This window comes from Sphingobium algorifonticola (assembly GCF_004005485.1).
Taxonomy (GTDB): domain Bacteria; phylum Pseudomonadota; class Alphaproteobacteria; order Sphingomonadales; family Sphingomonadaceae; genus Sphingobium; species Sphingobium algorifonticola.
In genome coordinates this window covers 1-21736 of the sequence record NZ_RZUL01000006.1, presented here as the reverse complement: position 1 = coordinate 21736, position 21736 = coordinate 1, and the positions used below count along the sequence as shown (strand labels likewise).

Annotated in this window: 21 protein-coding genes and 1 pseudogene; 9 read left to right on the top strand and 13 right to left on the bottom strand. The window is 63.4% G+C overall.

Going from position 1 to position 21736, the window contains the following annotated elements:
• Positions 1-66 precede the first annotated feature (66 nt).
• The gene (locus ENE74_RS14445) at positions 67-378 is read right to left on the bottom strand and encodes an NAD(P)H-dependent oxidoreductase (RefSeq protein ID WP_081260990.1); all 312 of its coding nucleotides are present in this window, start codon (positions 376-378) and stop codon (positions 67-69) included.
• Between the two features lie 244 nt (positions 379-622).
• Between ENE74_RS14445 and clpB the strand changes: the two are divergent.
• The 3 genes and pseudogenes from clpB (at position 623) to ENE74_RS14430 (ending at position 4625) form a co-directional block, all read left to right on the top strand.
• Positions 623-3240: pseudogene (gene clpB / locus ENE74_RS14440) on the top strand (ATP-dependent chaperone ClpB).
• Positions 3241-3396: 156 nt separating this feature from the next.
• A complete protein-coding gene (locus ENE74_RS14435) occupies positions 3397-4293 on the top strand; it encodes a DnaJ C-terminal domain-containing protein (RefSeq protein WP_127691653.1) in 897 nt (298 codons plus the stop codon).
• A complete protein-coding gene (locus ENE74_RS14430; protein WP_127691652.1) occupies positions 4293-4625 on the top strand; it encodes a chaperone modulator CbpM in 333 nt (110 codons plus the stop codon). The genes ENE74_RS14435 and ENE74_RS14430 overlap by 1 nt, the downstream gene beginning before the upstream one ends.
• Before the next feature lie 40 nt (positions 4626-4665).
• Here ENE74_RS14430 and ENE74_RS14425 read toward each other — a convergent pair whose 3' ends face one another.
• Positions 4666-5121, bottom strand: a complete 456-nt coding sequence (locus tag ENE74_RS14425) for a DUF983 domain-containing protein (protein ID WP_127691651.1) — start codon at positions 5119-5121, stop codon at positions 4666-4668.
• A complete protein-coding gene (locus tag ENE74_RS14420; protein ID WP_127691650.1) occupies positions 5114-6715 on the bottom strand; it encodes a phosphoenolpyruvate carboxykinase in 1602 nt (533 codons plus the stop codon). The genes ENE74_RS14425 and ENE74_RS14420 overlap by 8 nt, the downstream gene beginning before the upstream one ends.
• Positions 6716-6835: 120 nt before the next feature.
• Here ENE74_RS14420 and ENE74_RS14415 point away from each other — a divergent pair, with 120 nt between their 5' ends.
• Genes ENE74_RS14415 through ENE74_RS14405 form a run of 3 tightly spaced genes read left to right on the top strand, consistent with a single transcriptional unit; the run spans position 6836 to position 9184 of the window.
• Positions 6836-7165, top strand: coding sequence for a helix-turn-helix domain-containing protein (locus ENE74_RS14415; protein ID WP_127691649.1), 330 nt, complete (start codon positions 6836-6838; stop codon positions 7163-7165).
• Complete coding sequence (locus tag ENE74_RS14410; protein WP_127691648.1) at positions 7155-8852, top strand: SulP family inorganic anion transporter; 1698 nt, start codon at positions 7155-7157, stop codon at positions 8850-8852. Before ENE74_RS14415 ends, ENE74_RS14410 begins: the two co-directional genes overlap by 11 nt.
• Before the next feature lie 23 nt (positions 8853-8875).
• Positions 8876-9184, top strand: coding sequence for an alkylphosphonate utilization protein (locus tag ENE74_RS14405; RefSeq protein WP_127691647.1), 309 nt, complete (start codon positions 8876-8878; stop codon positions 9182-9184).
• A 92-nt stretch (positions 9185-9276) separates the two neighbouring features.
• On the opposite strand, the gene ENE74_RS14400 is transcribed toward ENE74_RS14405, so the two are convergent.
• The 3 genes from ENE74_RS14400 to ENE74_RS14390 form a co-directional block, all read right to left on the bottom strand.
• Positions 9277-9531 (bottom strand): HP1242/YdcH family protein, encoded by a 255-nt coding sequence (locus ENE74_RS14400; RefSeq protein ID WP_127691646.1) that lies wholly within the window; start codon positions 9529-9531, stop codon positions 9277-9279.
• A 186-nt stretch (positions 9532-9717) separates the two neighbouring features.
• Positions 9718-10296 carry a hypothetical protein gene (locus ENE74_RS14395; RefSeq protein ID WP_127691645.1) on the bottom strand — a complete coding sequence of 193 codons (579 nt, stop codon included), beginning with the start codon at positions 10294-10296 and terminating at the stop codon, positions 9718-9720.
• A 231-nt stretch (positions 10297-10527) separates the two neighbouring features.
• Entirely contained in the window at positions 10528-11379 is an 852-nt protein-coding gene (locus ENE74_RS14390; protein WP_127691644.1) for an SDR family oxidoreductase, read from the bottom strand.
• 107 nt (positions 11380-11486) lie between these two features.
• Between ENE74_RS14390 and ENE74_RS14385 the strand changes: the two genes are divergently transcribed.
• Together ENE74_RS14385 and ENE74_RS14380 are read left to right on the top strand one after the other, a co-directional pair.
• Positions 11487-12095, top strand: a complete 609-nt coding sequence (locus ENE74_RS14385; protein ID WP_127691643.1) for a flavodoxin family protein — start codon at positions 11487-11489, stop codon at positions 12093-12095.
• A 5-nt stretch (positions 12096-12100) separates the two neighbouring features.
• The gene (locus ENE74_RS14380; RefSeq protein ID WP_127691642.1) at positions 12101-13066 is read left to right on the top strand and encodes a cation diffusion facilitator family transporter; all 966 of its coding nucleotides are present in this window, start codon (positions 12101-12103) and stop codon (positions 13064-13066) included.
• A gap of 32 nt (positions 13067-13098) precedes the next feature.
• Here the strand turns inward: ENE74_RS14380 and ENE74_RS14375 are convergent, their stop codons facing one another.
• From ENE74_RS14375 to ENE74_RS14365, 3 genes are all read right to left on the bottom strand, one after another.
• A complete protein-coding gene (locus ENE74_RS14375; RefSeq protein WP_127691641.1) occupies positions 13099-13665 on the bottom strand; it encodes an HdeD family acid-resistance protein in 567 nt (188 codons plus the stop codon).
• Between the two features lie 17 nt (positions 13666-13682).
• Positions 13683-14489, bottom strand: a complete 807-nt coding sequence (locus ENE74_RS14370; RefSeq protein ID WP_127691640.1) for a universal stress protein — start codon at positions 14487-14489, stop codon at positions 13683-13685.
• A gap of 72 nt (positions 14490-14561) precedes the next feature.
• Entirely contained in the window at positions 14562-15608 is a 1047-nt protein-coding gene (locus ENE74_RS14365; RefSeq protein ID WP_127691639.1) for a lysylphosphatidylglycerol synthase transmembrane domain-containing protein, read from the bottom strand.
• 160 nt (positions 15609-15768) lie between these two features.
• On the opposite strand from ENE74_RS14365, the gene mgtA reads away from it, so the two are divergent.
• Positions 15769-18327 carry a magnesium-translocating P-type ATPase gene (mgtA, locus tag ENE74_RS14360; RefSeq protein WP_127691638.1) on the top strand — a complete coding sequence of 853 codons (2559 nt, stop codon included), beginning with the start codon at positions 15769-15771 and terminating at the stop codon, positions 18325-18327.
• Positions 18328-18414: 87 nt separating this feature from the next.
• Here mgtA and ENE74_RS14355 read toward each other — a convergent pair whose 3' ends face one another.
• The 4 genes from ENE74_RS14355 to ENE74_RS14340 form a co-directional block, all read right to left on the bottom strand.
• Positions 18415-18648 (bottom strand): hypothetical protein, encoded by a 234-nt coding sequence (locus tag ENE74_RS14355; RefSeq protein WP_127691637.1) that lies wholly within the window; start codon positions 18646-18648, stop codon positions 18415-18417.
• Between the two features lie 148 nt (positions 18649-18796).
• Positions 18797-19618 (bottom strand): universal stress protein, encoded by an 822-nt coding sequence (locus tag ENE74_RS14350; protein WP_127691636.1) that lies wholly within the window; start codon positions 19616-19618, stop codon positions 18797-18799.
• Positions 19619-19682: 64 nt separating this feature from the next.
• A complete protein-coding gene (locus tag ENE74_RS14345; protein WP_277601380.1) occupies positions 19683-20582 on the bottom strand; it encodes a ribose-phosphate diphosphokinase in 900 nt (299 codons plus the stop codon).
• Positions 20583-20590: 8 nt separating this feature from the next.
• Positions 20591-21535, bottom strand: a complete 945-nt coding sequence (locus tag ENE74_RS14340) for a thymidine phosphorylase (RefSeq protein WP_420902596.1) — start codon at positions 21533-21535, stop codon at positions 20591-20593.
• Positions 21536-21736 lie beyond the last annotated feature (201 nt).

The following is a 21736-nucleotide window of genomic DNA, read 5'->3' as shown; positions in this document are numbered from 1 at the left end:
TGGCCCCTTCGCTGCGCGATGTCGAACCTCGTCTGGCGTCACGCCGGCGCCGACCACCCGGTCGATTTAGCCCTTGAGCATTGCGGGCGGCATGCCGAACCAGATGGGGTAGACCAGAGCGATCACGTCGCTGCCGGTGAGCGCGTCGAGTTCGGCGCGAACGTCCCGAGATAAGGAAGAGCCGCGCCGGTCGGGACGCTCTTCATTTTTGAGCAGCGGGTCGAAGCCCATCGCATAGAGGTCGCGGATCGTCGCTTCCTGGCCATATTCCCGAACCGCGTCGGCATAGGCATCCGCAACCGCGGCGTTGAAGCTTCCCGGATCGGGATGGGCGAGGATGATCGTGTGGCGTCCCCGCGCGGCTGGACTATCTGCCATCGCTTTGCTCCTTGTGATGCCGTTTTATGCTCTTCAGCCGCCCCTCGCCCTTCGGGAAATTACGCAGTCGGCAAGGTGGAGCGCGGGCGTAACCACTGGAGAACCATTTGGCACCAGCGCGCCTCTTCGGTAAAATCCCTAATAGGAACCGAGAGACGTCGGCCACAATGAACTGGCAATAGCGGAGGGGCCCGAAGCGCTGGATATCGGCGCGGCAAAACCTCTCCTAGCGCTGGAGAAAGATGTGAACCTCGAAAAATTCACCGATCGCGCCAAAGGCTTCCTGCAGTCCGCGCAGACGGTTGCGATCCGCATGAATCACCAGCGAATTTCGCCCGATCACATCCTCAAGGCGCTGCTCGAAGATAGCGAGGGCATGGCGGCGGGCCTCATTCAGCGGGCTGGCGGCAATCCGCAGCTGGCCGTACAGGAAGTGGACAAGGCGCTCGCCAAGATCCCGGCTGTCTCCGGCAGCGGGGCTCAGCAAAGCCCGGGGCTCGATAACGACGCTGTGCGCCTTCTCGACCAGGCCGAGCAGATCGCACAGAAGTCGGGCGACAGCTTCGTGACCGTCGAGCGCATGCTCGTCGCCCTGGCGCTTGCCACGACGACGCCGGCCGGGCAGCGCTGAAAGCGGCCAATGTTACGCCGCAGGCGCTCGAAGCGGCCATCACCGACCTGCGCGGCGGCCGCCAGGCCCATTCGGCGTCGGCCGAGGAGAGCTACGAGGCGCTCAAGAAGTATGCGCGCGACCTCACCGAGGCGGCGCGAGACGGCAAGCTCGACCCGGTCATCGGCCGTGACGAGGAAATTCGCCGCACCGTGCAGATTCTCGCCCGTCGCACCAAGAACAACCCGGCCCTGATCGGTGAGCCGGGCGTCGGCAAGACCGCGATTGCCGAGGGATTGGCGCTGCGCATCGCCAATGGCGACGTTCCCGAAAGTTTGCGCGACCGCAGGCTGATGGCCCTCGACATGGGCAGCCTGATCGCAGGCGCAAAATATCGCGGCGAATTCGAGGAAAGGCTGAAGTCCGTGCTCGACGAGGTGAAGGGCGCCGAGGGCGACATCATCCTGTTCATCGACGAGATGCATACGCTGATCGGCGCGGGCAAGGGCGAAGGGGCGATGGATGCCTCGAACCTCCTGAAGCCCGCGCTGGCGCGCGGCGAACTGCATTGCATCGGCGCGACCACGCTCGACGAGTATCAGAAATATGTAGAGAAGGACCCTGCGCTACAGCGCCGCTTCCAGCCGGTGTTCGTCGGCGAGCCGACGGTCGAGGACACGATTTCGATCCTGCGCGGCATCAAGGAGAAGTACGAGCTGCACCATGGCGTGCGCATCGCCGACAACGCGATCGTCGCGGCGGCGACGCTGTCCAATCGCTATATCGCCGACCGCTTCCTGCCCGACAAGGCGATCGACCTGATGGACGAGGCCGCGAGCCGCATCCGCATGGAAGTGGAAAGCAAGCCCGAGGAAATCGAAGGCCTCGATCGCCGGATCATCCAGCTCAAGATCGAGGAACAGGCGCTCGCCAAGGAAACCGACCAGGCCTCCAGGGATCGACTTGAAGCCCTTCGCGAGGATCTCGCCAATCTGGAGCAGCAGTCGGCCGAACTGACCACCCGCTGGCAGAATGAGCGCGACAAGATCGCGTCCGAAGGCAAGATCAAGGAGCAGCTCGACGCGGCGCGCGTCGAGCTGGAACAGGCGCAGCGGGCCGGCGATTACGCCAAGGCGGGTGAACTGACCTACAGCCGCATCCCCGCGCTGGAAAAGAGCCTCGAGGACGCCCAGGGCCAGTCGAACAATGCCCTGCTGCGCGAGGAAGTGACCAGCGAGGACATCGCCGCCGTCGTCAGCCGCTGGACGGGTATTCCTGTCGACCGGATGATGGAAGGCGAGCGCGACAAGCTCTTGAAGATGGAGGAGGTCATCGGCAAGCGGGTGATCGGCCAGAAGGACGCGGTCCTCGCCGTATCCAAGGCTGTTCGCCGCGCACGTGCGGGCCTGCAGGACCCTAACCGCCCCTTGGGCTCCTTCTTGTTCCTCGGCCCCACGGGTGTCGGCAAGACCGAGCTCACCAAGGCGCTCGCGGGCTTCCTGTTCGACGACGATGCGGCAATGGTGCGCATCGACATGTCCGAGTTCATGGAAAAGCACTCGGTCTCGCGCCTCATCGGCGCGCCTCCGGGTTATGTAGGCTATGACGAGGGCGGCGTGCTGACCGAAGCGGTACGCCGCCGGCCCTATCAGGTCGTCCTGTTCGACGAGGTCGAGAAAGCTCATGGCGACGTGTTCAACGTGCTGCTGCAGGTGCTCGACGACGGCCGCCTGACCGATGGGCAGGGCCGCGTCGTGGATTTCACCAACACCCTGATCATCCTGACATCGAACCTCGGCAGTCAGTTTCTCGCCAACCTCGGCGACGGCGAGGACGTGGAAAAGGTCGAACCGCAGGTGATGGATGTGGTGCGCGGGCATTTCCGGCCCGAGTTCCTCAACCGGCTGGATGAGATCATCCTGTTCCACCGGCTCGGCCAGGAACATATGGGCCCGATCGTCGAGATCCAGGTAGCCAGGGTGGGCAAGCTGTTGAAGGATCGCAAGATCACGCTCGATCTCACCGAGGCGGCGGAGCGCTGGCTGGGGCGGATTGGCTATGATCCGGTCTATGGCGCGCGGCCTTTGAAACGTGCAGTCCAGCGTTACCTGCAGGATCCGCTGGCCGAGAAGCTGCTTGCCGGCGAGATTCCTGATGGCGCAAGGGTCAGGATCGACGAAGGCGATGACGGTTTGCTGTTCGAGGTCGATGCAGGCCTCCGAGCGGATCGGCGTGAGCCGCAGGCTGCTTGAGCCCCCACCATCCCGGACAGGGCAAGAAACGATATGTCATTTCGTAAATCCGGGGCCATTGATGCAGTTGATCCCAGGCAAGGCAATGGCCGAACGGGAGGCGATCGGTCCGGCTTGAGCGCGACGGCACTTGCGATCATCAGGGGGGCATGAGGGTTGAGCAGTCCTTACGAAAAATTGGGGGTCGCGCCCTCTGCATCGGCGGAAGAAATCCAGAAGGCCTATCGCAAGCTCGCGAAGAAGCTTCATCCGGATCTCAATCCCGGTGACAAGGCCGCCGAGGACAAGTTCAAGGACGTTGCCGGCGCCTATGATCTGCTGAGTGATGCGGACAAGCGCCGGCGCTATGATGCGGGCGAGATCGATGAAACGGGGGCCGAGCGCCCGCCCCAGCAATTCTACCGTGACTATGCGGGATCCGACTTTGGACGCTACGCCAGCGACGCCGGCTATGCCGATTTCGGCGGCAATGACGATGTCTTCGCCGACCTTTTTCGGCGCAATGCTGAGGCCCGCGCCAACCGGCGGGGGCAGGATCTGCTCTATCGACTGGCGATCAGCTTTGCCGATTCTGTCACGGGAGTATCGCAGCGGCTTACGCTGCCGGGCGGCGGCACGCTCGATGTGACGATACCGCCCGGGATCCTCGACGGGCAGACGCTTCGCCTCAAAGGCAAAGGCGCTGCAGGGATGGGCAAGGGAGGTCCCGGCGACGCGCTTATCGAGATCGAGGTCAAGCCCGATGCACGCTTCACCCGTGATGGCGACGACATCACCATCGATCTGCCCATATCGCTGAGCGAAGCGGTGCTGGGCGGCAAGGTGCGCGTTCCCACACCGACGGGCGACGTGACGATGACCGTTCCGGCAGGTTCCAACAGTGGCAGCACGCTGCGCCTCAAGGGCAAGGGTGCGCCGCGAGCGGCCGGCGGGAGAGGCGACCAGCTCGTGAAATTGAGGATCATGCTGCCCAAGCCTGGCGATCCCGAGCTCGAGCGCTTCGTCACGAGCTGGGAAGCGGGCAAGACCCACAATCCTCGCGAGGCAGTGTGATGATCGACCTAGAGGCATTTCTGGCGCGCACGGGCATTGAACTGCGGATGCTCGAACAGTGGGTCGAGCGCGAATGGCTGGTGGGCGAGCGGAGCGAGACGTCTCTCATCTTGACCGACGTCGATGCGGCTCGCGCCCAACTCATCCACGATCTGAAGCGGGATTTCGGCGTCAACGACGAAGGTGTCGAGATCGCGCTTCACCTTCTCGACCAGCTTCACGGACTTCGGCGGATAGTCGGGGACATGCAATTCGAGGCTGAAGCCGGACGGCGTTTGAACAAGCGGCGCCTGCGGCGCATTCGCTACGAGCGATACCGGACGCGCCGCTAACGTCCCTAGCGTGACCGGGCAGCTTGTTCGGGGCCGAATTTCAGGATTTTTTGCGGCCCTCGAACCCATGCATGCCAAACCACCACTGGAGAGCGATGATGGCGCCCTTCGCCGGCTGCAGCAGCCCGATCATCATGACGATCGCCAGGGGAACGATCAGCGCCATCAAGGCCGCGACGGAAAACTCGGTATCCTTGACGAGTGCGATGATAAGCGGCGCGAGGATGTGCCCGGTCAGGAAGATCGAGACATAGGCCGGGAAGTCATCCGCCTGCTGCGGTGTCCAGTCCTCCTGGCAGGATGCGCAGAGCGCAACCGGCTTCAGGAAGCGCTGGAACAGCTTGCCCTGGCCACAGCAAGGGCAATGGCCAAGAAACCCGCGGCCGATTGCGGCCCAGACCGAGCCAGGACTAGCACGGCCGCTTTGCTCGCCCGACTTGGCTTCGCCGCCTGCGAGCCGACGGCGCAACGCGTCGAAGGCATCGGGTTCAGGCATCGCTGAACTGGCGTGGGCCGGCGGCGCGGACGCTCGTATCAACGCTATCCTCGAACTGCCGGAAATTCTCGACGAACTGGCGCGCGAGCTTCTCGGCGGTGCGGTCATAGGTAGCCGGATCGGCCCAGGTCGTACGCGGGTCGAGAAGGGTGTCGTCGATACCCGGCGCGGCCACGGGCACCTCGAAACCGAAAACAGGATCGGTACGATAGGTCACCCCTTCCAGCTCGCCCGAGAGCGCGGCGTTCAGGAGCGCGCGCGTTACCTTGATCGGCATGCGCGAGCCTGTCCCGTAGCTCCCCCCGGTCCAGCCTGTGTTGACCAGCCAGCAGCGGACGCCGCCCCTGGCGATGCGCGCTTTGAGGAGATTGCCATAAACCGACGGGTGGCGGGGCATGAACGGCGCGCCAAAGCAGGTCGAGAAGGTGGCGGATGGCTCGGTGACACCGATCTCGGTGCCAGCGACGCGCGCGGTATAGCCAGAGAGGAAGTGATACATGGCCTGGTCGGGCGTCAGCCGCGCTATCGGAGGCAGAACGCCGTAAGCGTCCGCGGTGAGAAAGACGATATTGCGCGGAACCGGCCCCAGATTATCGGCACTCGCGTTAGGAATGAAATCAATCGGGTAGGAGCCACGGCTGTTCTCGGCGAGACTGTCGTCGTCGAGATCGATCGCGCGCGTTTCGGGATCGATGACGACATTTTCGAGAATGGTCCCGAAGCGCTTGGTGGTCGCGAAAATCTCCGGCTCGGCTTGCGCCGAAAGCCGGATCATCTTGGCATAGCAGCCACCCTCGAAATTGAAGACGGCGGTATCGGACCAGCCATGCTCATCATCACCGATGAGGGTGCGGCTCGCATCGGCCGAGAGCGTGGTCTTGCCGGTCCCCGAAAGGCCGAAGAACACCGCGGTGTCTCCGTCCGGACCGATATTGGCCGAGCAATGCATCGGCATGACGCCCCGTGTCGGCAACAGATAATTGAGAATACCGAAGACGGATTTCTTCATTTCGCCCGCATAGGCCGTGCCGCCGATGAGGATGAGCTTCTCGCTCAAATTGACTGCGACGACGGTTTCGCTTCGGCAGCCATGGCGCTCGGGATCGGCGCGAAAGCTTGGCAGATCGATGATCGTGTATTCCGGCGCGAAGGCGACCAGCTCGTCGGCGCTTGGACGAACCAGGAGGGTGCGCACGAAGAGGCTGTGCCAGGCCAGTTCGGTGACCACGCGCACATTGATCCGGTGCTCGGGCTGCGAACCGCCGAAGAGGTCGGCGACGTAGAGCTTCTCTTTTTCGTCGAGCGCCGCCGCGAAGTCCGCCTTGAGGCACGCGAAACTCTCGGGGCTCATCGGTACATTGGTCTTGCCCCACCAGACGCTCGCGTCCGTCTCGGCATCACGGACGATGAATTTGTCCTGGGCCGAGCGGCCGGTATGCTTGCCGGTCGCCACCACGAAGGGTCCATCCGTTGCAAGCAGACCTTCGCCGTTGCGAATCGCTTCCTCGATCAGCTGGGGCGTGCCCAGGTTACGCAGGATCCGCCTGTCTTGCGCGATCGCTGTCTGAAGGGACAGGGCATATGGGTTTGCCATTTCGTGAAGCTCCTCTGGACGGGCAACTCCGACCAGGAGAATCCCTGAATATCCATCTAGCATATGCATGATATGAGATGTAAGATTGTAATTTGATGTCTCATGCATCATGGAGCGACTATGATCACCTCTCAGCAAATGCGGGCTGCCCGCGCGCTTCTCGGCATCGACCAGCGTCAGCTTGCCGCGCTTTCAGGGGTATCGCTGCCGACCATCCAACGGATGGAAAGCTCCGAAGGTCAGGTGCGCAGCGTGGTGGATACGCTGGTGAAGGTCATCAATGCACTCGAGGCCGCCGGAATAGAAATCATCGGCGAGAATGCGAGCAGCCACGGCGCGGGCCGGGGCGTGCGGCTCAAGGAAACGGCGGAAGGCCGCCAGCCGAAGCGCGTGCTTTCGGTGCTGTTCGATCAGGCCGAGGCGCCGCAGGCGGGCGACAATGGATCCTAGAGCCGGGCTGACCGCCTTTACGCCCAAGCTTTTCACGGTCCTGGGAGAAGGTTATTCGCTGAGCCGGTTCCGGCGTGATGCCATCGCCGGGTTGACCGTGGCGATCGTCGCGCTTCCGCTCGCCATGGCGCTGGCGATCGCCAGCGGTGCCTCGCCTGACAAGGGCCTCGTGACCGCCGTCGTCGCGGGCTTCCTGATTTCGGGGCTCGGCGGTTCGCGCGTGCAGGTGGGTGGCCCGACCGGCGCGTTCGTCGTGGTCGTCTTCAACGTGATCGCACAGCATGGCTATGACGGTCTGCTGCTCGCCACCCTCATGGCGGGCGTCATGCTCATCGTTGCGGGATATTCGGGCCTCGGCAGCCTTGTTCGCTTCATTCCGCAGCCTGTGGTGATCGGCTTCACTGCCGGCATCGCCGTCATCATCGCGTCGAGCCAGGTGAAGGATTTCCTGGGCCTGGCGATGAAGGTCGTGCCGGCCGACTTCATTGCGAAATGGGCGGCTTATCTTGGCGCAATGGGCAGTGTGCAGAGCGTGACGTTCGCTATCGGTGCAGGCTCGCTCGCACTGATCATGGTGTTACGCAAGCTGGCACCCAGATGGCCTGGTTTCCTGATTGCAGTCGTCCTGGCAGCGCTGATCGTGGCGCTCTTCCATTTGCCCGTGGAAACGATCGGGTCGCGCTTTCCGGATTTACGCAGTGGGTTGCCGACCCCTGCCCTGCCGGACATTTCGCTGGCGAAGATCCAGGCGGTCATGTCGTCGGCGTTCACGATCGCCTTTCTGGCGGGAATAGAGGCGCTCCTGTCCGCCGTGGTCGCGGACGGCATGATCGGCTCTCGGCACCGTTCGAACCAGGAACTGGTCGGCCAGGGGGCCGCCAACATCGCGTCCGCCTTGTTCGGCGGCTTGCCGGCGACGGGTGCCATAGCCCGGACGGCCACCAACATCCGCGCCTGCGCCCTCACGCCCGTGGCGGGGATGATGCATGCCGTCTTCCTGTTACTGTTCATTCTTTTCGGTTCGGCGCTGATGGCCTTTGTCCCGCTCGCCGCGCTCGCGGCGATCCTGCTGATCGTGGCGTGGGGCATGAGCGAACATCACCGTTTCCTTCAGCTTCTACGCATGCCCAACGGCGATCGCATTCTGCTATTGCTCACGTTCGGGTTGACCGTCCTCGTCGATCTGACGGTTGCGATCGGCGTCGGCGTGACGCTGGCGTCGCTGCTTTTCATGATGCGCATGAGCGCAACGGTCGAAATTGCCTCCGACGGGCGAGCAGATCAGCTTGACGAGGAAGGCGACGAAATCGGTCAACGCGATGCCTTGCCCGAGGGCGTCGAAGTGTTTCGGATCGACGGTCCGATATTCTTCGGCGTGGCCAACGAGCTGCTCGACACGTTGCGGCGGATCGGCCGGACCCCCCGTATCGTGATTCTGCGCATGCGGCGGGTACCGCTTCTCGACGCCAGCGGCGTGACGACGATCGAGGAAATCGTCCGGCAGGCGGCATCGGCAGACACGCAGATCATCTTCTCTGGTCTCAGACCGCAGCCCGAGGCGATGCTCGACCGTGTTGGCCTTGGCGCCAGGAGCGGACGGGCCATTCTGTGCGAGGACTATCCCGCGGCGCTGCGCATTGCCGCCGCCATCGTCGCGGCGCCCCGATCGGGCGCGCATCTAAACTGACCGCTTACGACAGGGACTTCCAGATGAGTGAAACGAGCGATGATTATGTCTATGACGAAGCCTCGGGCGAATGGATCACCGCGGCCGAGGCGGCGTCCAACGCCGCAGCCGACCAGCAGGCCGAAGTACGCGATGCAGTCGGTAACCTGCTTGCCGATGGCGATAGCGTCATCACGATCAAGGATCTGAAGGTCAAAGGCGCGGGTCAGACGCTGCGCAAGGGCACCGTGATCAAGTCCATCCGACTGACGGGAGACAGTCAGGAAATCGATTGCCGCTACGAGGGTATCAAGGGCCTTGTTCTAAGGGCCGAGTTCGTCCGCAAACACTGAGTGTCAGCGCGAACGACAGAAGCGCTCGAGGCGTCGGGGTTCCTTGCAGGCCCCTTTGCCTGCAGGACCCCCGCCCCTGAGCGGCTACCTTCTTATGCTGCCTGCGCCTTGCGCGCAGCAATCATCTGCGCGACCTCGTCGAGCATCGCGAGCCGTTCCTTTTTCAGGGTCTCGAGCCGCTCGTCCAAACTGGCTTCGAGACCGGCTTCGATCCGGGCGATTTCGCGCGTCGTATCGTGATAGCGGTCGGCGACGTCCCGATAGCGGGCGTCCTGCATCTTGAGGACATGCAGCGTATCTGCGTCCTGAGGGAAAGCGGCATGGAGATCGTGACCAAGTTCACTCATGAAGGGCTCCGTTTCTGGCGTCGCCTGACGGATTGACCCGCCAGCTATGCTTGTTGTGTCGCAAAAGCCTAGGGCGACGCAGCAGAGGGGTCGTTACGGGTTGTTCCTTAGTTGGCCTGGAACATGGTTCAGGGTCAAATCGCCCCGTTAGGGCTCACTTTGGCGCCGTTGCGGCCTGCCGAGGCCTTATCCGAAAGGCAGGCTCGCCTGCCGCATTGGCGGCGCTACGGTCGCCGGCGGGGAATGGGGCTGCAGGAGGCGGCGCGCCACCGGCGTCAGGGTGTAGACAGCCTGCCGCTGCGCGCCTCGATTGTGATGATCCACGCGGTAGCCCTGATAATGGCGGACAATCATGCCGGCGCGCACCAGATCCGAAACCGCGCGGCTGATATTGGTCTTGCTCGAGGTGCGAATGCGCGCGCGTGTTTCCGCTTCCACGACACGCTCCGCCTCCTCCGGTTCGGCGGGAAGCGATCCCGCTGCCTCGAGATCCCGTCGCACGCGAAGGGCCAGGGCGATCCTACCGGGTTCACGATGGCCCATGGGTGTGAGCGCATCGCAAAGCCAGTCGCGAAGCGGGATCAACGCCCCGCCCTGGACCACATCCGGGCCGGCGCTGCCATTGGGTCGCGCTGCCCTCGCGATCAGGTTCAGGACCATGAAGGCATAGCGTGGCCGCGCCGAGTTGTGGGCCAGGATCTCGAGCAGGCCCGCCATGTCGAGGGGGGTGTTGTCGGGCCGCGCATGAAGGGGTTCATGAAGCATGGAAGAATCATGCATAGCCAGAACGAAAAGTGAATCCCTTCATGCGCGGCTTGTCGTTTTTGTCGTGTATGACACTTTGCCTCGCGGTAAAGTGTCATAGATGAGCCTTTATACAGATGGTGGTACGAGGCGGCGTCTTCAGACAGCACAGTGTCGGTCAGATAAGGCGCGTTGCGACGTACCGATGGCTCGTGACGAAGGAAGCCATGCCGCCCCGCTCTGCCGGAGTATTCAGCCGTTGACGATGGTGCCGCCATTGGGATGGAGCACCTGCCCCGACATGTAACTCGAATCCTCGCAGGCAAGGAACAGGAAGGCGGGCGCGACTTCATTCGGCTGGCCGGGTCCACCCATGGGCGTGCTTTCGCCGAAATGCTCCAGTTTCTCGGGGCTCGCACCGCCGCAGGGATTGAGTGGCGTCCAGATGGGTCCGGGCGCGACAGCGTTCACGCGGATACCGTCACCAACCAGATTCTCCGACAGCGACCGGGTGAAGGCAGTGATCGCGCCCTTGGTCGCGCTATAGTCCAGCAGTTCGGCGCTGCCCTGATACATCGTCACACTGGTGCAATTGATGATGGCGGCGCCCGGCTTGAGATGCGGGCGTGCAGACTGCACGAGAAAGAACATGCTGAAGATGTTGGTCTGGAAGGTGTGACGAAGCTGCTCCTCGCTGATGTCGGTGATATCCTTGTCGGGATGCTGTTCGCCAGCGTTGTTGACGAGGATGTCGATCCTGCCGAACGCCTTCAGTGTCTGGGCGACGACATCGTCGCAAAACGCCTTGTCACCAAGGTCGCCGCGAATGGTGATCGCCTTGCGGCCTTCTTTCTCGACGATGCGCTGGGTTTCTGCCGCATCGTCATCTTCCAGCAGGTAGACGATGGCGATATCGGCGCCCTCTCGCGCATAGAGTGCAGCGACCGCCCTGCCAATGCCGCTGTCGGCGCCTGTGATGATCGCGACTTTTCCGGCTAGCCGGTCGGACCCGGCATAGCGGGGCTGCCATTGGGGCTTGGGCGAGAGTTTGCTTTCATGACCGGGCAACGCGTCCTCATGGATTCTCTCGGCGGTATCGCTCATCAGCTATCTCCTTCAGCGCAAAGAACCCATCGATGGCTCAGGAGTTCTCCCCGCAGTGAACGGGCGGCCGCATCTCGCGGCCGCCAGAACCTGAAAAGGAATGATCGATGGCGCTCAAAGCTCTGGCGCTCAACTGCACCCTCAAGGCAGATACCGGCGAGGACAGCTCGACCGACGTCATGATCGGCGTCCTGGGACAAGCTTTCGGGAAGAAGGGCGTCACCGTAAGCGAGACCGTCCGGGTCGCTGCGCTCGATATCAAGCCGGGCGTGACCTCCGATGAAGGCGATGGCGACGCCTGGCCGGCGCTGCGCGAGAAAATCCTGGCGCATGATATTCTCATTTTCGGCGGCCCCATCTGGATGGGCCAGATCAGCAGCGTCGCCAAACGGGTGCTCGAGCGTATGGATGCGTTCCTGTCCGAGACTGATGACGAAGGCCGCATGCCGAGCTATGGCAAGGTGGCGGTGGCGGCGATCGTGGGCAATGAAGATGGCGCGCATTTCTCGTCTGCCCAGCTCTTCCAGGCGCTGAACGATGTCGGCTGGACCATTCCGGCGGTCGCAGCCTGCTACTGGGTCGGCGAAGCGATGGGATCGACCGACTTCAAGGATCTGAAGAAGACGCCGCAAAAGGTGACCAAGACCGCAAAGATGGTCGCGAGCAATGCCGCGCACCTGGCCGGACTGCTGCAATCCACCCCCTATCCCGGTTGAGGCAAATGGCCGGTCTGTCGGGCAGGTTTCGCGAGAATATTGTCCTCTTTGGCGCCCTGTTCGCCAATGTCGGCATAGCTATAGCAAAGTTCGTGGCGGCCGCGATCAGCGGATCCTCCTCGATGCTGACCGAAGGCGTCCATTCGCTCGTGGACAGCGGTAACCAGGTCCTGCTGCTCTATGGGCAGGCCAAGGCGAAGCGTCCGCCCGATGCAACCCACCCGTTCGGCTATGGGCGCGAACTCTATTTCTGGGCCTTTGTCGTCGCGATCCTGATCTTTGCGGTCGGCGCGGGTGCTTCGATCTATGAGGGCTGGCTCCACATCGCCGAGCCCGAGCCACTGCGCGATCCGGCGATCAATTATGCCGTCCTTGCTGTGGCCGTGCTCCTGGAAGGCACGAGCTGGGCAATTGCGGTGCGCGAATTCAACGGCAAGCGCGGCGCGAGCAGCTGGTGGCAGTCAATTCGCCGATCCAAGGATCCAGCTGGGTTCATCGTCTTGTTCGAGGACAGTGCGGCGCTGATCGGTCTAGGCATTGCTGGCGTCGGCGTCTGGGCCAGCCATCATTATGGCGATCCCCGCATCGACGGCATGGCATCCATCGCCATCGGCCTGATCCTGGCTGGGGTCGCCGTCCTGCTCGCGCGCGAGGCCAAGGGGCTGCTCATTGGCGAAAGCGCGGATCCGGCCATCATCTCGGTGGTCTGGTCAATCCTCGACAAGCGTCCGCAGATCAGCGCGGTCAATCATGTGCGCACCATCCACACGGCGCCCGACGCCGTTTTCGTGGCGATCAGCGCCGATTTCGCCGATGATCTGCCGATGGGCGAAGCGGAAAGCCTGATCGAGGACATAGAGCGCGAGATGAAAGCCCGCGTGCCGGAGCTGACCTCCATCTATATCCGGCCTGAAAAGCAGGACGACGCAATCCGCCATCCCCCACCAATTTCCCTAAAGTCTCTCCGCTGAAAGCCGCTTTGGCGAGGTTCGCTTCGGACGCGTCAGAACTGCCTGAGACGCAGGCCGAGAAAGAGAAGGGACATACCCCGGAATATAAGACTGATTCCCAGGGCGAACCCCAGAAAGGCCAGCGCCGTGACCGGATCGGCTGCGAAAAGGAAGCAGCCGAGCACGATGTCGATCACGCCCATTACCGCAAGCCATCCGCGATGGAGACGGGCCGATGCGATCACCGCGAGCTCGGCGATGCCGCAGACAACCAGCCAGAAGCCGAGCATCCACGCGAGGGACAAGGCGCCCAGCATCGGGCTCGCGAGCATCGCGCCGCCTGTCAGCAGCGACAGAATGCCGATAGCGATGTCGATCCATCGGTTCCGCCAGCCTCGGCCCGAAATCCCCGCCCAGAGGACAAGAGCGCCCGCCGCGATGAGGACGATACCGACGATCCAGGCCAGCGCCAGACCCGCCATCACCGGTTGTAGGAACGGCATCAGTCCCAGCAGCAGCAGAGCGATGCCATAGCCGACGACCCATCCCCAGCCAGCATGGCCGGGTCGATCATGATCGCCAGCTATCCCATCGATCCGAGACCGGTAATCGGTGGCCATGATAATGTGCTCCGAGTTCAGCCATGCGCCAGGAAAAGCGGTACGGGGCTTTTTTCGAGGAGCGTGCGGGTCACGCCGCCGAACAAGGCTTCGACGAAGCGGCGGTGCCCGAACCCGCCCATGACGAGATAGTCGATGCTGCGGTCCCTGATCTCGGACAGGAGAATGTCGCCGGCTGAGCGGCCATGCGACTTTTCAAGACGGATGAGCGCATGGATGCCATGTTGCGACAGATAGGCGGCTGCCTCCCGCGCAGGCGTCTTCAGGGAGCCATCGTCGATTTCCACGATGATGACCGATTCCGAAAGCTTCAGGAGCGGCGTTGCGGCTTGCAGCGCCGCCATACTGGCGGGAGAGCCATCCCAGGCGACGATCGCCCGGCCGGCCGCATTGAAGCTGCGGATATCGTCGGGCACGGCGATGACGGGCTTGCCGGACTTGACGACGAGCTCACCGACAAGGTTAGCCATGTCCGGATAGGGAAATTCGTCCAGCTTGCGATTGACGACGATGAGATCGGCAAGACCCGCTGCATCGCTCAGGCATGGCGCAAGATCGCCGGTGACCTGCGCAATTTCCCAGGAAACATCCTCACGGTCCAGTCGCTCACGGATGCGGGATTGATTGACGTCTTCGCGGGCCCGCTCCTCCTGCAGGAGAATGGCGCTGCCGTCCTGACAATAGGGATCGCCCATGAGTGCAGGAAGAATTGCGACATCGAGACAGGTCAGATGTCCGTCGAGCGAACGCGTAAGGTCGAGCGCCGCCTGCAGGCGGGCCTCCTGGCCGACATCGTCGTGCAGCAGCAAAAGAATGTTCTTCATGGCCGTCTCCATCGCACTTGGCTTGTTGACCATCCTTCTGAGCCTGCCGCGTGCGGCCCGGTATTCGGGACTCTACGGATGCCGCGCCCCCTGCCCCGACCCTCGCGCCGGAGGCCTTTTCCGCCTTTTGAGATCGGATCTCATGATGATCATGCCGGGAATGAGCGGCAGCCAGAGCGTGAGAAGCCGCAGGAGCATCGTGCCGGCGAACGCCGGCTCGACCGGCGTGCCGAGCAGGCGAAGCGTCGCGACGGCCGTCGCCTCGAAACTTCCAAGGCCGAGCGGTATCGGCCCCAGCGTCGCGACGATCGACGCCATGATGAGCGCGATATAGGCGGTTTCGGGAGAGACCGGCTGTCCCAGCGCCCTCAGGCACGCGAAGAAGGATCCCGCATCGGCAAGAAAAATGAGGGCATTGCAAGCGGTGACGACCAGCAGGAGGCGGCGATTGGCGAGGAGTTTGGTAGGGGCCTGCGCGACCGAGCCGAGCAAGGCCCGGACCACGCCTATGCGCTCGAGACGCGGCGGCAAGGGTGCGCTGCCACGCTGCCGGAGCCAGAGCGCCAGTGATGGAATCGCAAGCGCGACAAGCAGGAACGTCGTGACGAGCCCTGCCATGAGAGGGGTTGCCTTGTCGTGCAGCCACAGCAGGCCGAGCATGGCGAGCGCGAAGACCGCATAGGCGGCGTAAAAGCCGATCATCGAGATCAGCAGCGCGGCAACGGCCGTGCCGCGCGCAACGCCCAATCCGCACAGCTGATCGACCAGCAGGATGTTGCCCCCCATGCCGGCGCTTGGCACGGCCTGGTCGGCGAAAAGCTTGCCGACGGCGATCCGGGCAAGCCGGGGGAGCGGCCGGGGTGTGCCCGCGGCTGTCAGGACGGCAGACCAGCCGGCAGCGACACTTGCATAGGTCGAAACCTGCAGAAGGACGGCCAGACCAAGCCAGAGCGGCTGCGCCCGCGTTATGAGGCGGCCGAAATTGCGAATCTCGCCGAAATGGAGAACCGCTCCGAGCAGGGCGGCGGCGATGACGACGCCGAAAAACCAGGACCGCCATCCGCCGCCTTGCGCGCCGGCAGGCTCGGCGCCGACCCTAGGCAGTTCATCTCCATCCATTGTATCAGCCCCTTCCGGGAGACTCGCCAACCCTGCGCCTTCCAGGTCCATCCGTCGTTACGTAGCATTGCGGATTGGGAATGTCGGGGCGATACCGCAGGCGGGTCTGCCGGTATTCCAAAGGGCTTGCCGGCCGAGCAGCACGAGCGCGGGCGCCCCTATGAGCGAAACACGATTCTGGACCTCATCCGCGCAGGCCGCGATCCAGGCGGTCGGCGGTTCACCGGCAGGATTGTCCGCACAGATTGCCGCCCAGCGCCTGGCGCAGGATGGACCGAACAGCCTTGGCTCCGCGCAGCACCGCCGGTTGCTGTTCGACCTGGCGCGGCGCCTCGCCAATCCGCTCGTCCTCATTCTGCTGGCCGCCTCGGCCGTTGCCGGACTGACGGGCGACCTTGTGAGCTTTACGATCATTGCAGCCGTGATCCTGCTGTCCACGCTGCTCGACATGATACAGGAGCACAGGGCCCAGAACGCGGCCGACGCCCTCCGGCAATCGATTGCGCTGCGCACACAGGTTCTGCGCGATGGCGCCTTCGTGGAGCAACCCGTCCAGGATCTCGTTGCAGGTGATGTCGTGGCGCTGAGCGCGGGTGATCTGGTTCCGGCCGATGGCATCATCCTTTCGGCCAACGCGGCGCAGGCGAACGAGGCCCTGCTCACCGGCGAACCTTACCCGGTCGAGAAGAAACCCCAGCCCTTCGACGCAGGACCGGGAGACGATGACACGAGCGGCGTCGTCTTCCGCGGCACATCGCTTGTCGCAGGATCCCTGCAGATGCTGGTCGTCGCGACCGGCAAGCGGACACGCCTCGGCGCAATCGCGGACGCGCTGCACGAGACTCCCGCGCCAACCGCATTCGAGCACGGCATCCACCGTTTGGGCATGCTGATCGTGCGCCTCACCATATTCCTCGTGCTGTTCGTGCTCCTCGCCCATCTTGCCCTCGGCCGCCCGCCGCTGCAGTCCTTTCTCTTCGCGATGGCGCTTGCGGTCGGGCTCACCCCTGAACTCCTCCCCATGATCATGACCGTCGCACTATCGCGGGGCGCGCAGCGGATGGCAGCCTCACGGGTGGTCGTGAAGCGGCTCTCCTCGATCCATGATCTGGGGCAGATGGACATATTGTGCACCGACAAGACCGGCACCTTGACCGAGGCCCATATCACGCTGGTGGGCCATCCGGGCCTCGATGGCCGCGATTGCGAGCGGGTTATCGAGTTGGCCGCTGTCAACGCCCGGTTCGAAAGCGGCCTCAAGAGTCCCCTCGACGAAGCCTTGCTTGAACATATGGCGGACAAGGCGCTCTCGGGCTGGACGAAGATCGACGAGCGGCCGTTCGACTTCGAAAGACGCCGGGTATCGGTTCTTGCCGAGCACGGCGCGGACCGCGTTGAGATCGTGAAGGGCGCACCGGAAACGGTCCTGGCGCTATGCGATCGGGCCCAGACGGCTGACGGCCGGACCATGCTTCTCGACGAAGCGCTGCGCAGGGAAATCATCGATCTGCATGATGCACGCGCCGCCGAGGGTCTGCGCCTGTTGGGTGTAGCGTGGAAGGCTGCTCCTGGGCGTACCCGTATCGAGCAGGATGACGATGGCGGCCTGATATTTTGCGGCTACTGTGTTTTTGTCGATCCTCCCAAGCCGAGCGCGACAAGCGCCGTTGCCCGGCTCGAAGCGGCCGGCATCGGGATCAAGGTGATTTCGGGCGATGCCGCCCCCGTGGTGCGCCATCTCGTGGGCACGCTCTCTCTTCCCGTCAATGGCATGATGACCGGCAGCGAGATCGCGGCGCTCAGCGATCAGGCGCTCGCTGCACGGGTCGAGGCGGTCGACATATTCGCCCGCGTCACACCCGATCAGAAGACACGGATCGTGCGTGCGCTGCGCGCAAGGGGGCACACGGTCGGCTTCATTGGTGACGGCATCAACGATGCGCCGGCAATCCGCGCGGCCGATGTGGGCCTCTCTGTGGACGGTGCGACCGACGTGGCCCGCGACGCCGCCGACATGATCCTGCTGGCCCCCGATCTCGGCGTGCTCGCGGACGGCGTGCTCGAAGGCCGGCGCACCTATGCGAACATCATGAAATATCTGCGCATGGGTACGAGCTCGAACTTCGGCAATATGCTGACCATGGCGGTTGCCTCGCTCTGGTTGCCGTTCCTGCCGCTCACGCCGGTGCAGGTGTTGCTCAACAACCTGCTCTACGATCTCTCGCAAATCGGCATCCCCCTCGATGGCGCCGACAGGGAGGATCTTGCAAAGCCCCATGCCTGGGACATGGCGGCCATCATGCGCTTCACCGCGATCATGGGCCCGCTCTCATCCCTCTTCGACATTGCGACCTTCGCCTTGCTCATCGGCGTCGCGCATGCCGGTATCGGCGAATTTCGTGGCGCCTGGTTCATCGAGTCCATGGCGTCCCAGATCCTGGTGGGGTTCGTGATCCGAACCAGCCTTCCCTTCTGGCGCAGCCGGCCGCATCGCGCACTCGTCGCCAGTGCGGTGCTGGGCATGGCGGGCGCTTTGGCGCTTCCCTTCGGTCCCTGGGCAGGGGTGCTGGGCTTTACCAGCCCGAGCGCGTCGCTCATCGCCGGGATAGCAGCGCTGATCCTCGTCTATCTGGCCACCGCCGAATGGCTCAAGGGTTATGCGTTGCGGGCTTCTCCTGCGCGAAGCCATAATATGCTGACTGCCGCCAACTTGGCCTAGCTGCTATTCGCTATGGTTTTGCCCATACGAATATGGCTTTCCGTCGCTCTGTCTTTGTAGCGTGCGTTCCGATCCGGCCAGAAGATCTCAGCCTTCCGAGCGAAGCGCTATATCCAATGGCATGAGCCGACGCAGACGGTCGAAATAGGCTGCACGCTCGGCATCGCCTGCCCGGAGCGCCGCCTGCATCTCGTCTACCAGATATTGCCCTGTCCGTCTGCCATGAAGCGCCGCAAGCCGCCGCGCCTCGCTCGCCTCATCATCGCTCGCGCTGTGCGCAGCCGTGACGGCGGCTTCGTCGTGTCGATCGTCGTGATGCATCGAACCTCCCGAACATGTCAGGAACTATGCAGACGAGGGTCCACGCGCTGCACTGCGTATTTTTACGGATGCGCAGCGCCCGAGCGCCCTGGCGCGCCGAAGCGGGCCAGGGCTTATACCGGGACTGTCAGTTGCTCCAGTCAGGCCATCAGTGCGAGAAGAGCAGCGGGAGGGCGGCGCCCGCGATCAGCTCGCGGGTGACGCCGCCGAGCACCATCTCGCGCAGACGGGAATGACCATAAGCGCCGAGCGCGAGCACATCGGCGCCGTGCTGACGGGCACCCTGTACCAGGGCCTGCGCATCGCTCTTTTCCAGTGCGTTGAGGGGCACGACATCGGCGGCAAAGCCGTGCCGCGCAAGATGGCGAGCAATGTCGGCGCCGGGATCCGAGCCATGACCCTTGGTCGAAGGGCGACCATCGAGCACGAGCACTTTGACGTGAGCGCCCGGCTTGGCGACAGCGGTCGCATCGCGAAGCGCGTGCGTCGCTTCTCGCGACGCATTCCACCCGAGCGCGACAGAGTCGAAGGTGCGAGGCTGATAGCCCTCGGGCAGGATGAGGACCGGGCGCCCCGATGCGAAGAGGATGCTTTCGATCGTTTCGCGCCGCACCGGGGGATAATCATAGGCCTCTGCCGGCCCGAAGAGAACCATGTCGGCGTAACGCGCCTGAACGGCGGCCTTGGTAAGCATGACACCTGGCTGATCGGAAATGGTGCGCACCTCGATGTTCGACAGGCGCGTACGCTCGGCAAGCCGCTTTTCCTTGATTTCGACCGCTTCTGCAAAGTCCTGCAGGATAACGAAGGGTGTTCCCCACATGCCGCCATAATCGCCCGTCGGAATGATCGAGAGCACCAGGAAAGTGAGCTTTGCATCGTGAAATTCCGCAAAACTCAGGGCATCCTTGATGAATTGCTCATCCTTGTCACCGGTATCGACAACCGCGAGCAGATCCTTGATCGCCATGCTGGCCTCCTTGCTGCTTTTCACCACTGCTAGCGAGAGGCCAACGATCGTTCATTCAGTTTATCTACGTAGTTGGGCACGGGCGCTCCGCGCCCAGTCTTGCCCCGAGGGCGCCACACAAGAGGGGCGTGAGATCGATGGCATTGCTCCCATGGGCTATGGCGTTCGTGGTCACGACGCGGCATCCCAAGCCATGGAGCGCCTGCTCGGCGCCCGATGCGAAAACGCCATGAACGGCGATACAGACGGGCGGCGCGAAGCCCTGCGCAAGGATTGCCCGCGCAGCGTCTGCGAGGGTCTCCCCGGAGGAAATCACATCATCGACAAGCACCGGGTTGTGTCCGCGCCACGCGTTGAGATTGGTCGCCTCGACACGGACATCGCGGTCCCCCCTGCGCGACTTGGAGAAAACAACATGCGGTGCGGCGCAGGCCGCCGCGATCGCGCCGGCCCACTGTTCACTTTCACTGTCTGGCCCGATCACCAGCGGGCGCTCGATATTAGTGCCGATCCAGTCCGCGAGAAAAGGGGATGCGCTGAGCGACACTGCATCGATCGTGTAGACGTCGCTCAGGCTGCGATAGCGATGGAGATGGGGATCGACGGTGATGAGGCCGTCGAAGGCTTGCGAGAGAAGATCAGCAAAGTGCCTGGACGTCAGCGCTTCTCCCACATGAAACCGCTGGTCCTGCCGCATATAGGCGAGGTAAGGCGCCACAAGCTCGATCGACCGCGCTCCGCCTTCCCTGAGGAGACGACAGGCGAACAGGAGTGGCAGTAGTTGCGCGTCCGGACGGGCGAGCGTGCAGATGATCGCGGCGGATTTGCCCTTAACGTCCGACATAAGGCGCACATAGCTTTCCTCGTCCGGGAAGCGGCGGACCTCCAGCGCGCCGAGCGCCCACCCGCCCCGCGCGCTGAGGCTGGCGGTGAGCGCTTCATTGCCTGGCATCGAGAATAGCATCGATCTCATCATGCAATGGCGATCATATCGGAATTTGCCTCGGCATAGGCCAGCGCATAGGCCATCTCACCCTGGGAATCGGCATGGAGACGCAAAAGCGGCTGCCCTGCGGCGATATCATCTCCCAGACGGACGGCGAGACGAAGTCCTGCGGCAGGCCGGTCAGGGGCGCCTGCCAGTTTTGCGAGGCGGCCGATCCGCCGATTGTCTATATGCGTGACGCGGCCGCTGTGCCGGGCAGCAATGTCCCGCGTCAGCGCGGCGCGAGGAGGCTCCCGGGCGCCGCCCTGCGCCGCGCGGATTTTCTCGAATTTGCGCCAGGCATCGCCCCGCGCGAGCGCGCATTCGGCCAAGGCCCTGCCGGCACCGGGAGCCGCCGCGCCTCCCAATTCGAGGATCGTGCCGGCAAGAAGGCAGGCGCGATCCTTGAGGTCAGCCGGCGCGTCGGGGAGACATTGCAGCACGGCGAGCACATCGAATGCCTCGAGAGCGGGTCCAACCCCGCGTCCCACCGGCTGGGTGCCATCGGTCTGAATGCACTCGACATGGATATCGAAACGGGCGGCGATCGCTGCGAGCCTTGCCGCGAGCTTGTCGGCAGCCGCGTTGCTGCGCACCTTGGCCGTCGGGCCGACGGGAATGTCGATCACGACATGACTTGCACCCGCAGCGATCTTCTTGGACAGGACGGACGCGACCAGTTGTCCTTCGGTGTCGATGTCGAGCGCCCTCTCTACGCCGATGAAGATATCATCCGCGGGACTGAGGCGGACGGTGCCACCCCAGGCGACACAGCCACCTTCGGCTGCGACCACTTTTTGCATCTGGGCCACGTCCAGATCGACGGGAGCGAGCGTTTCCATGGCATCGGCCGTTCCCGCAGGCGATGTAATCGCCCGTGACGAGGTCTTGGGCATGATGAGACCGCAAGCCGTCACGATTGCGACGATGATGGGGTCGGTTCCGGCTGAGGGCGGAATGACACCCTAAGCGCCGGCGTCCTTGGGCCAAAGGTACTCGCCAGTGAGGGGTGACTACACGAAAGTGACGTATCTGCACGGAAAGGGCGAACGGATAGCGAACGTCACGCGGCAAGTAGGGAGTTGACGGCGCGCAGCGGTCGCAAGGCGTCCGGATCGGGTTGATCTTCAACA

Bases quoted from the DNA above. Each gene is read 5' to 3' on its own strand.
- ENE74_RS14445 (WP_081260990.1), bottom strand. From the start codon at position 378: ATGGCAGATAGTCCAGCCGCGCGGGGACGCCACACGATCATCCTCGCC.
- ENE74_RS14430 (WP_127691652.1), top strand. From the start codon at position 4,293: ATGATCGACCTAGAGGCATTTCTGGCGCGCACGGGCATTGAACTGCGG.
- ENE74_RS14425 (WP_127691651.1), bottom strand. From the start codon at position 5,121: ATGCCTGAACCCGATGCCTTCGACGCGTTGCGCCGTCGGCTCGCAGGC.
- ENE74_RS14420 (WP_127691650.1), bottom strand. From the start codon at position 6,715: ATGGCAAACCCATATGCCCTGTCCCTTCAGACAGCGATCGCGCAAGAC.
- ENE74_RS14415 (WP_127691649.1), top strand. From the start codon at position 6,836: ATGATCACCTCTCAGCAAATGCGGGCTGCCCGCGCGCTTCTCGGCATC.
- ENE74_RS14410 (WP_127691648.1), top strand. From the start codon at position 7,155: ATGGATCCTAGAGCCGGGCTGACCGCCTTTACGCCCAAGCTTTTCACG.
- ENE74_RS14405 (WP_127691647.1), top strand. From the start codon at position 8,876: ATGAGTGAAACGAGCGATGATTATGTCTATGACGAAGCCTCGGGCGAA.
- ENE74_RS14400 (WP_127691646.1), bottom strand. From the start codon at position 9,531: ATGAGTGAACTTGGTCACGATCTCCATGCCGCTTTCCCTCAGGACGCA.
- ENE74_RS14395 (WP_127691645.1), bottom strand. From the start codon at position 10,296: ATGCTTCATGAACCCCTTCATGCGCGGCCCGACAACACCCCCCTCGAC.
- ENE74_RS14390 (WP_127691644.1), bottom strand. From the start codon at position 11,379: ATGAGCGATACCGCCGAGAGAATCCATGAGGACGCGTTGCCCGGTCAT.
- ENE74_RS14385 (WP_127691643.1), top strand. From the start codon at position 11,487: ATGGCGCTCAAAGCTCTGGCGCTCAACTGCACCCTCAAGGCAGATACC.
- ENE74_RS14380 (WP_127691642.1), top strand. From the start codon at position 12,101: ATGGCCGGTCTGTCGGGCAGGTTTCGCGAGAATATTGTCCTCTTTGGC.
- ENE74_RS14375 (WP_127691641.1), bottom strand. From the start codon at position 13,665: ATGGCCACCGATTACCGGTCTCGGATCGATGGGATAGCTGGCGATCAT.
- ENE74_RS14370 (WP_127691640.1), bottom strand. From the start codon at position 14,489: ATGAAGAACATTCTTTTGCTGCTGCACGACGATGTCGGCCAGGAGGCC.
- ENE74_RS14365 (WP_127691639.1), bottom strand. From the start codon at position 15,608: ATGGATGGAGATGAACTGCCTAGGGTCGGCGCCGAGCCTGCCGGCGCG.
- mgtA (WP_127691638.1), top strand. From the start codon at position 15,769: ATGAGCGAAACACGATTCTGGACCTCATCCGCGCAGGCCGCGATCCAG.
- ENE74_RS14355 (WP_127691637.1), bottom strand. From the start codon at position 18,648: ATGCATCACGACGATCGACACGACGAAGCCGCCGTCACGGCTGCGCAC.
- ENE74_RS14350 (WP_127691636.1), bottom strand. From the start codon at position 19,618: ATGGCGATCAAGGATCTGCTCGCGGTTGTCGATACCGGTGACAAGGAT.
- ENE74_RS14345 (WP_277601380.1), bottom strand. From the start codon at position 20,582: ATGCTATTCTCGATGCCAGGCAATGAAGCGCTCACCGCCAGCCTCAGC.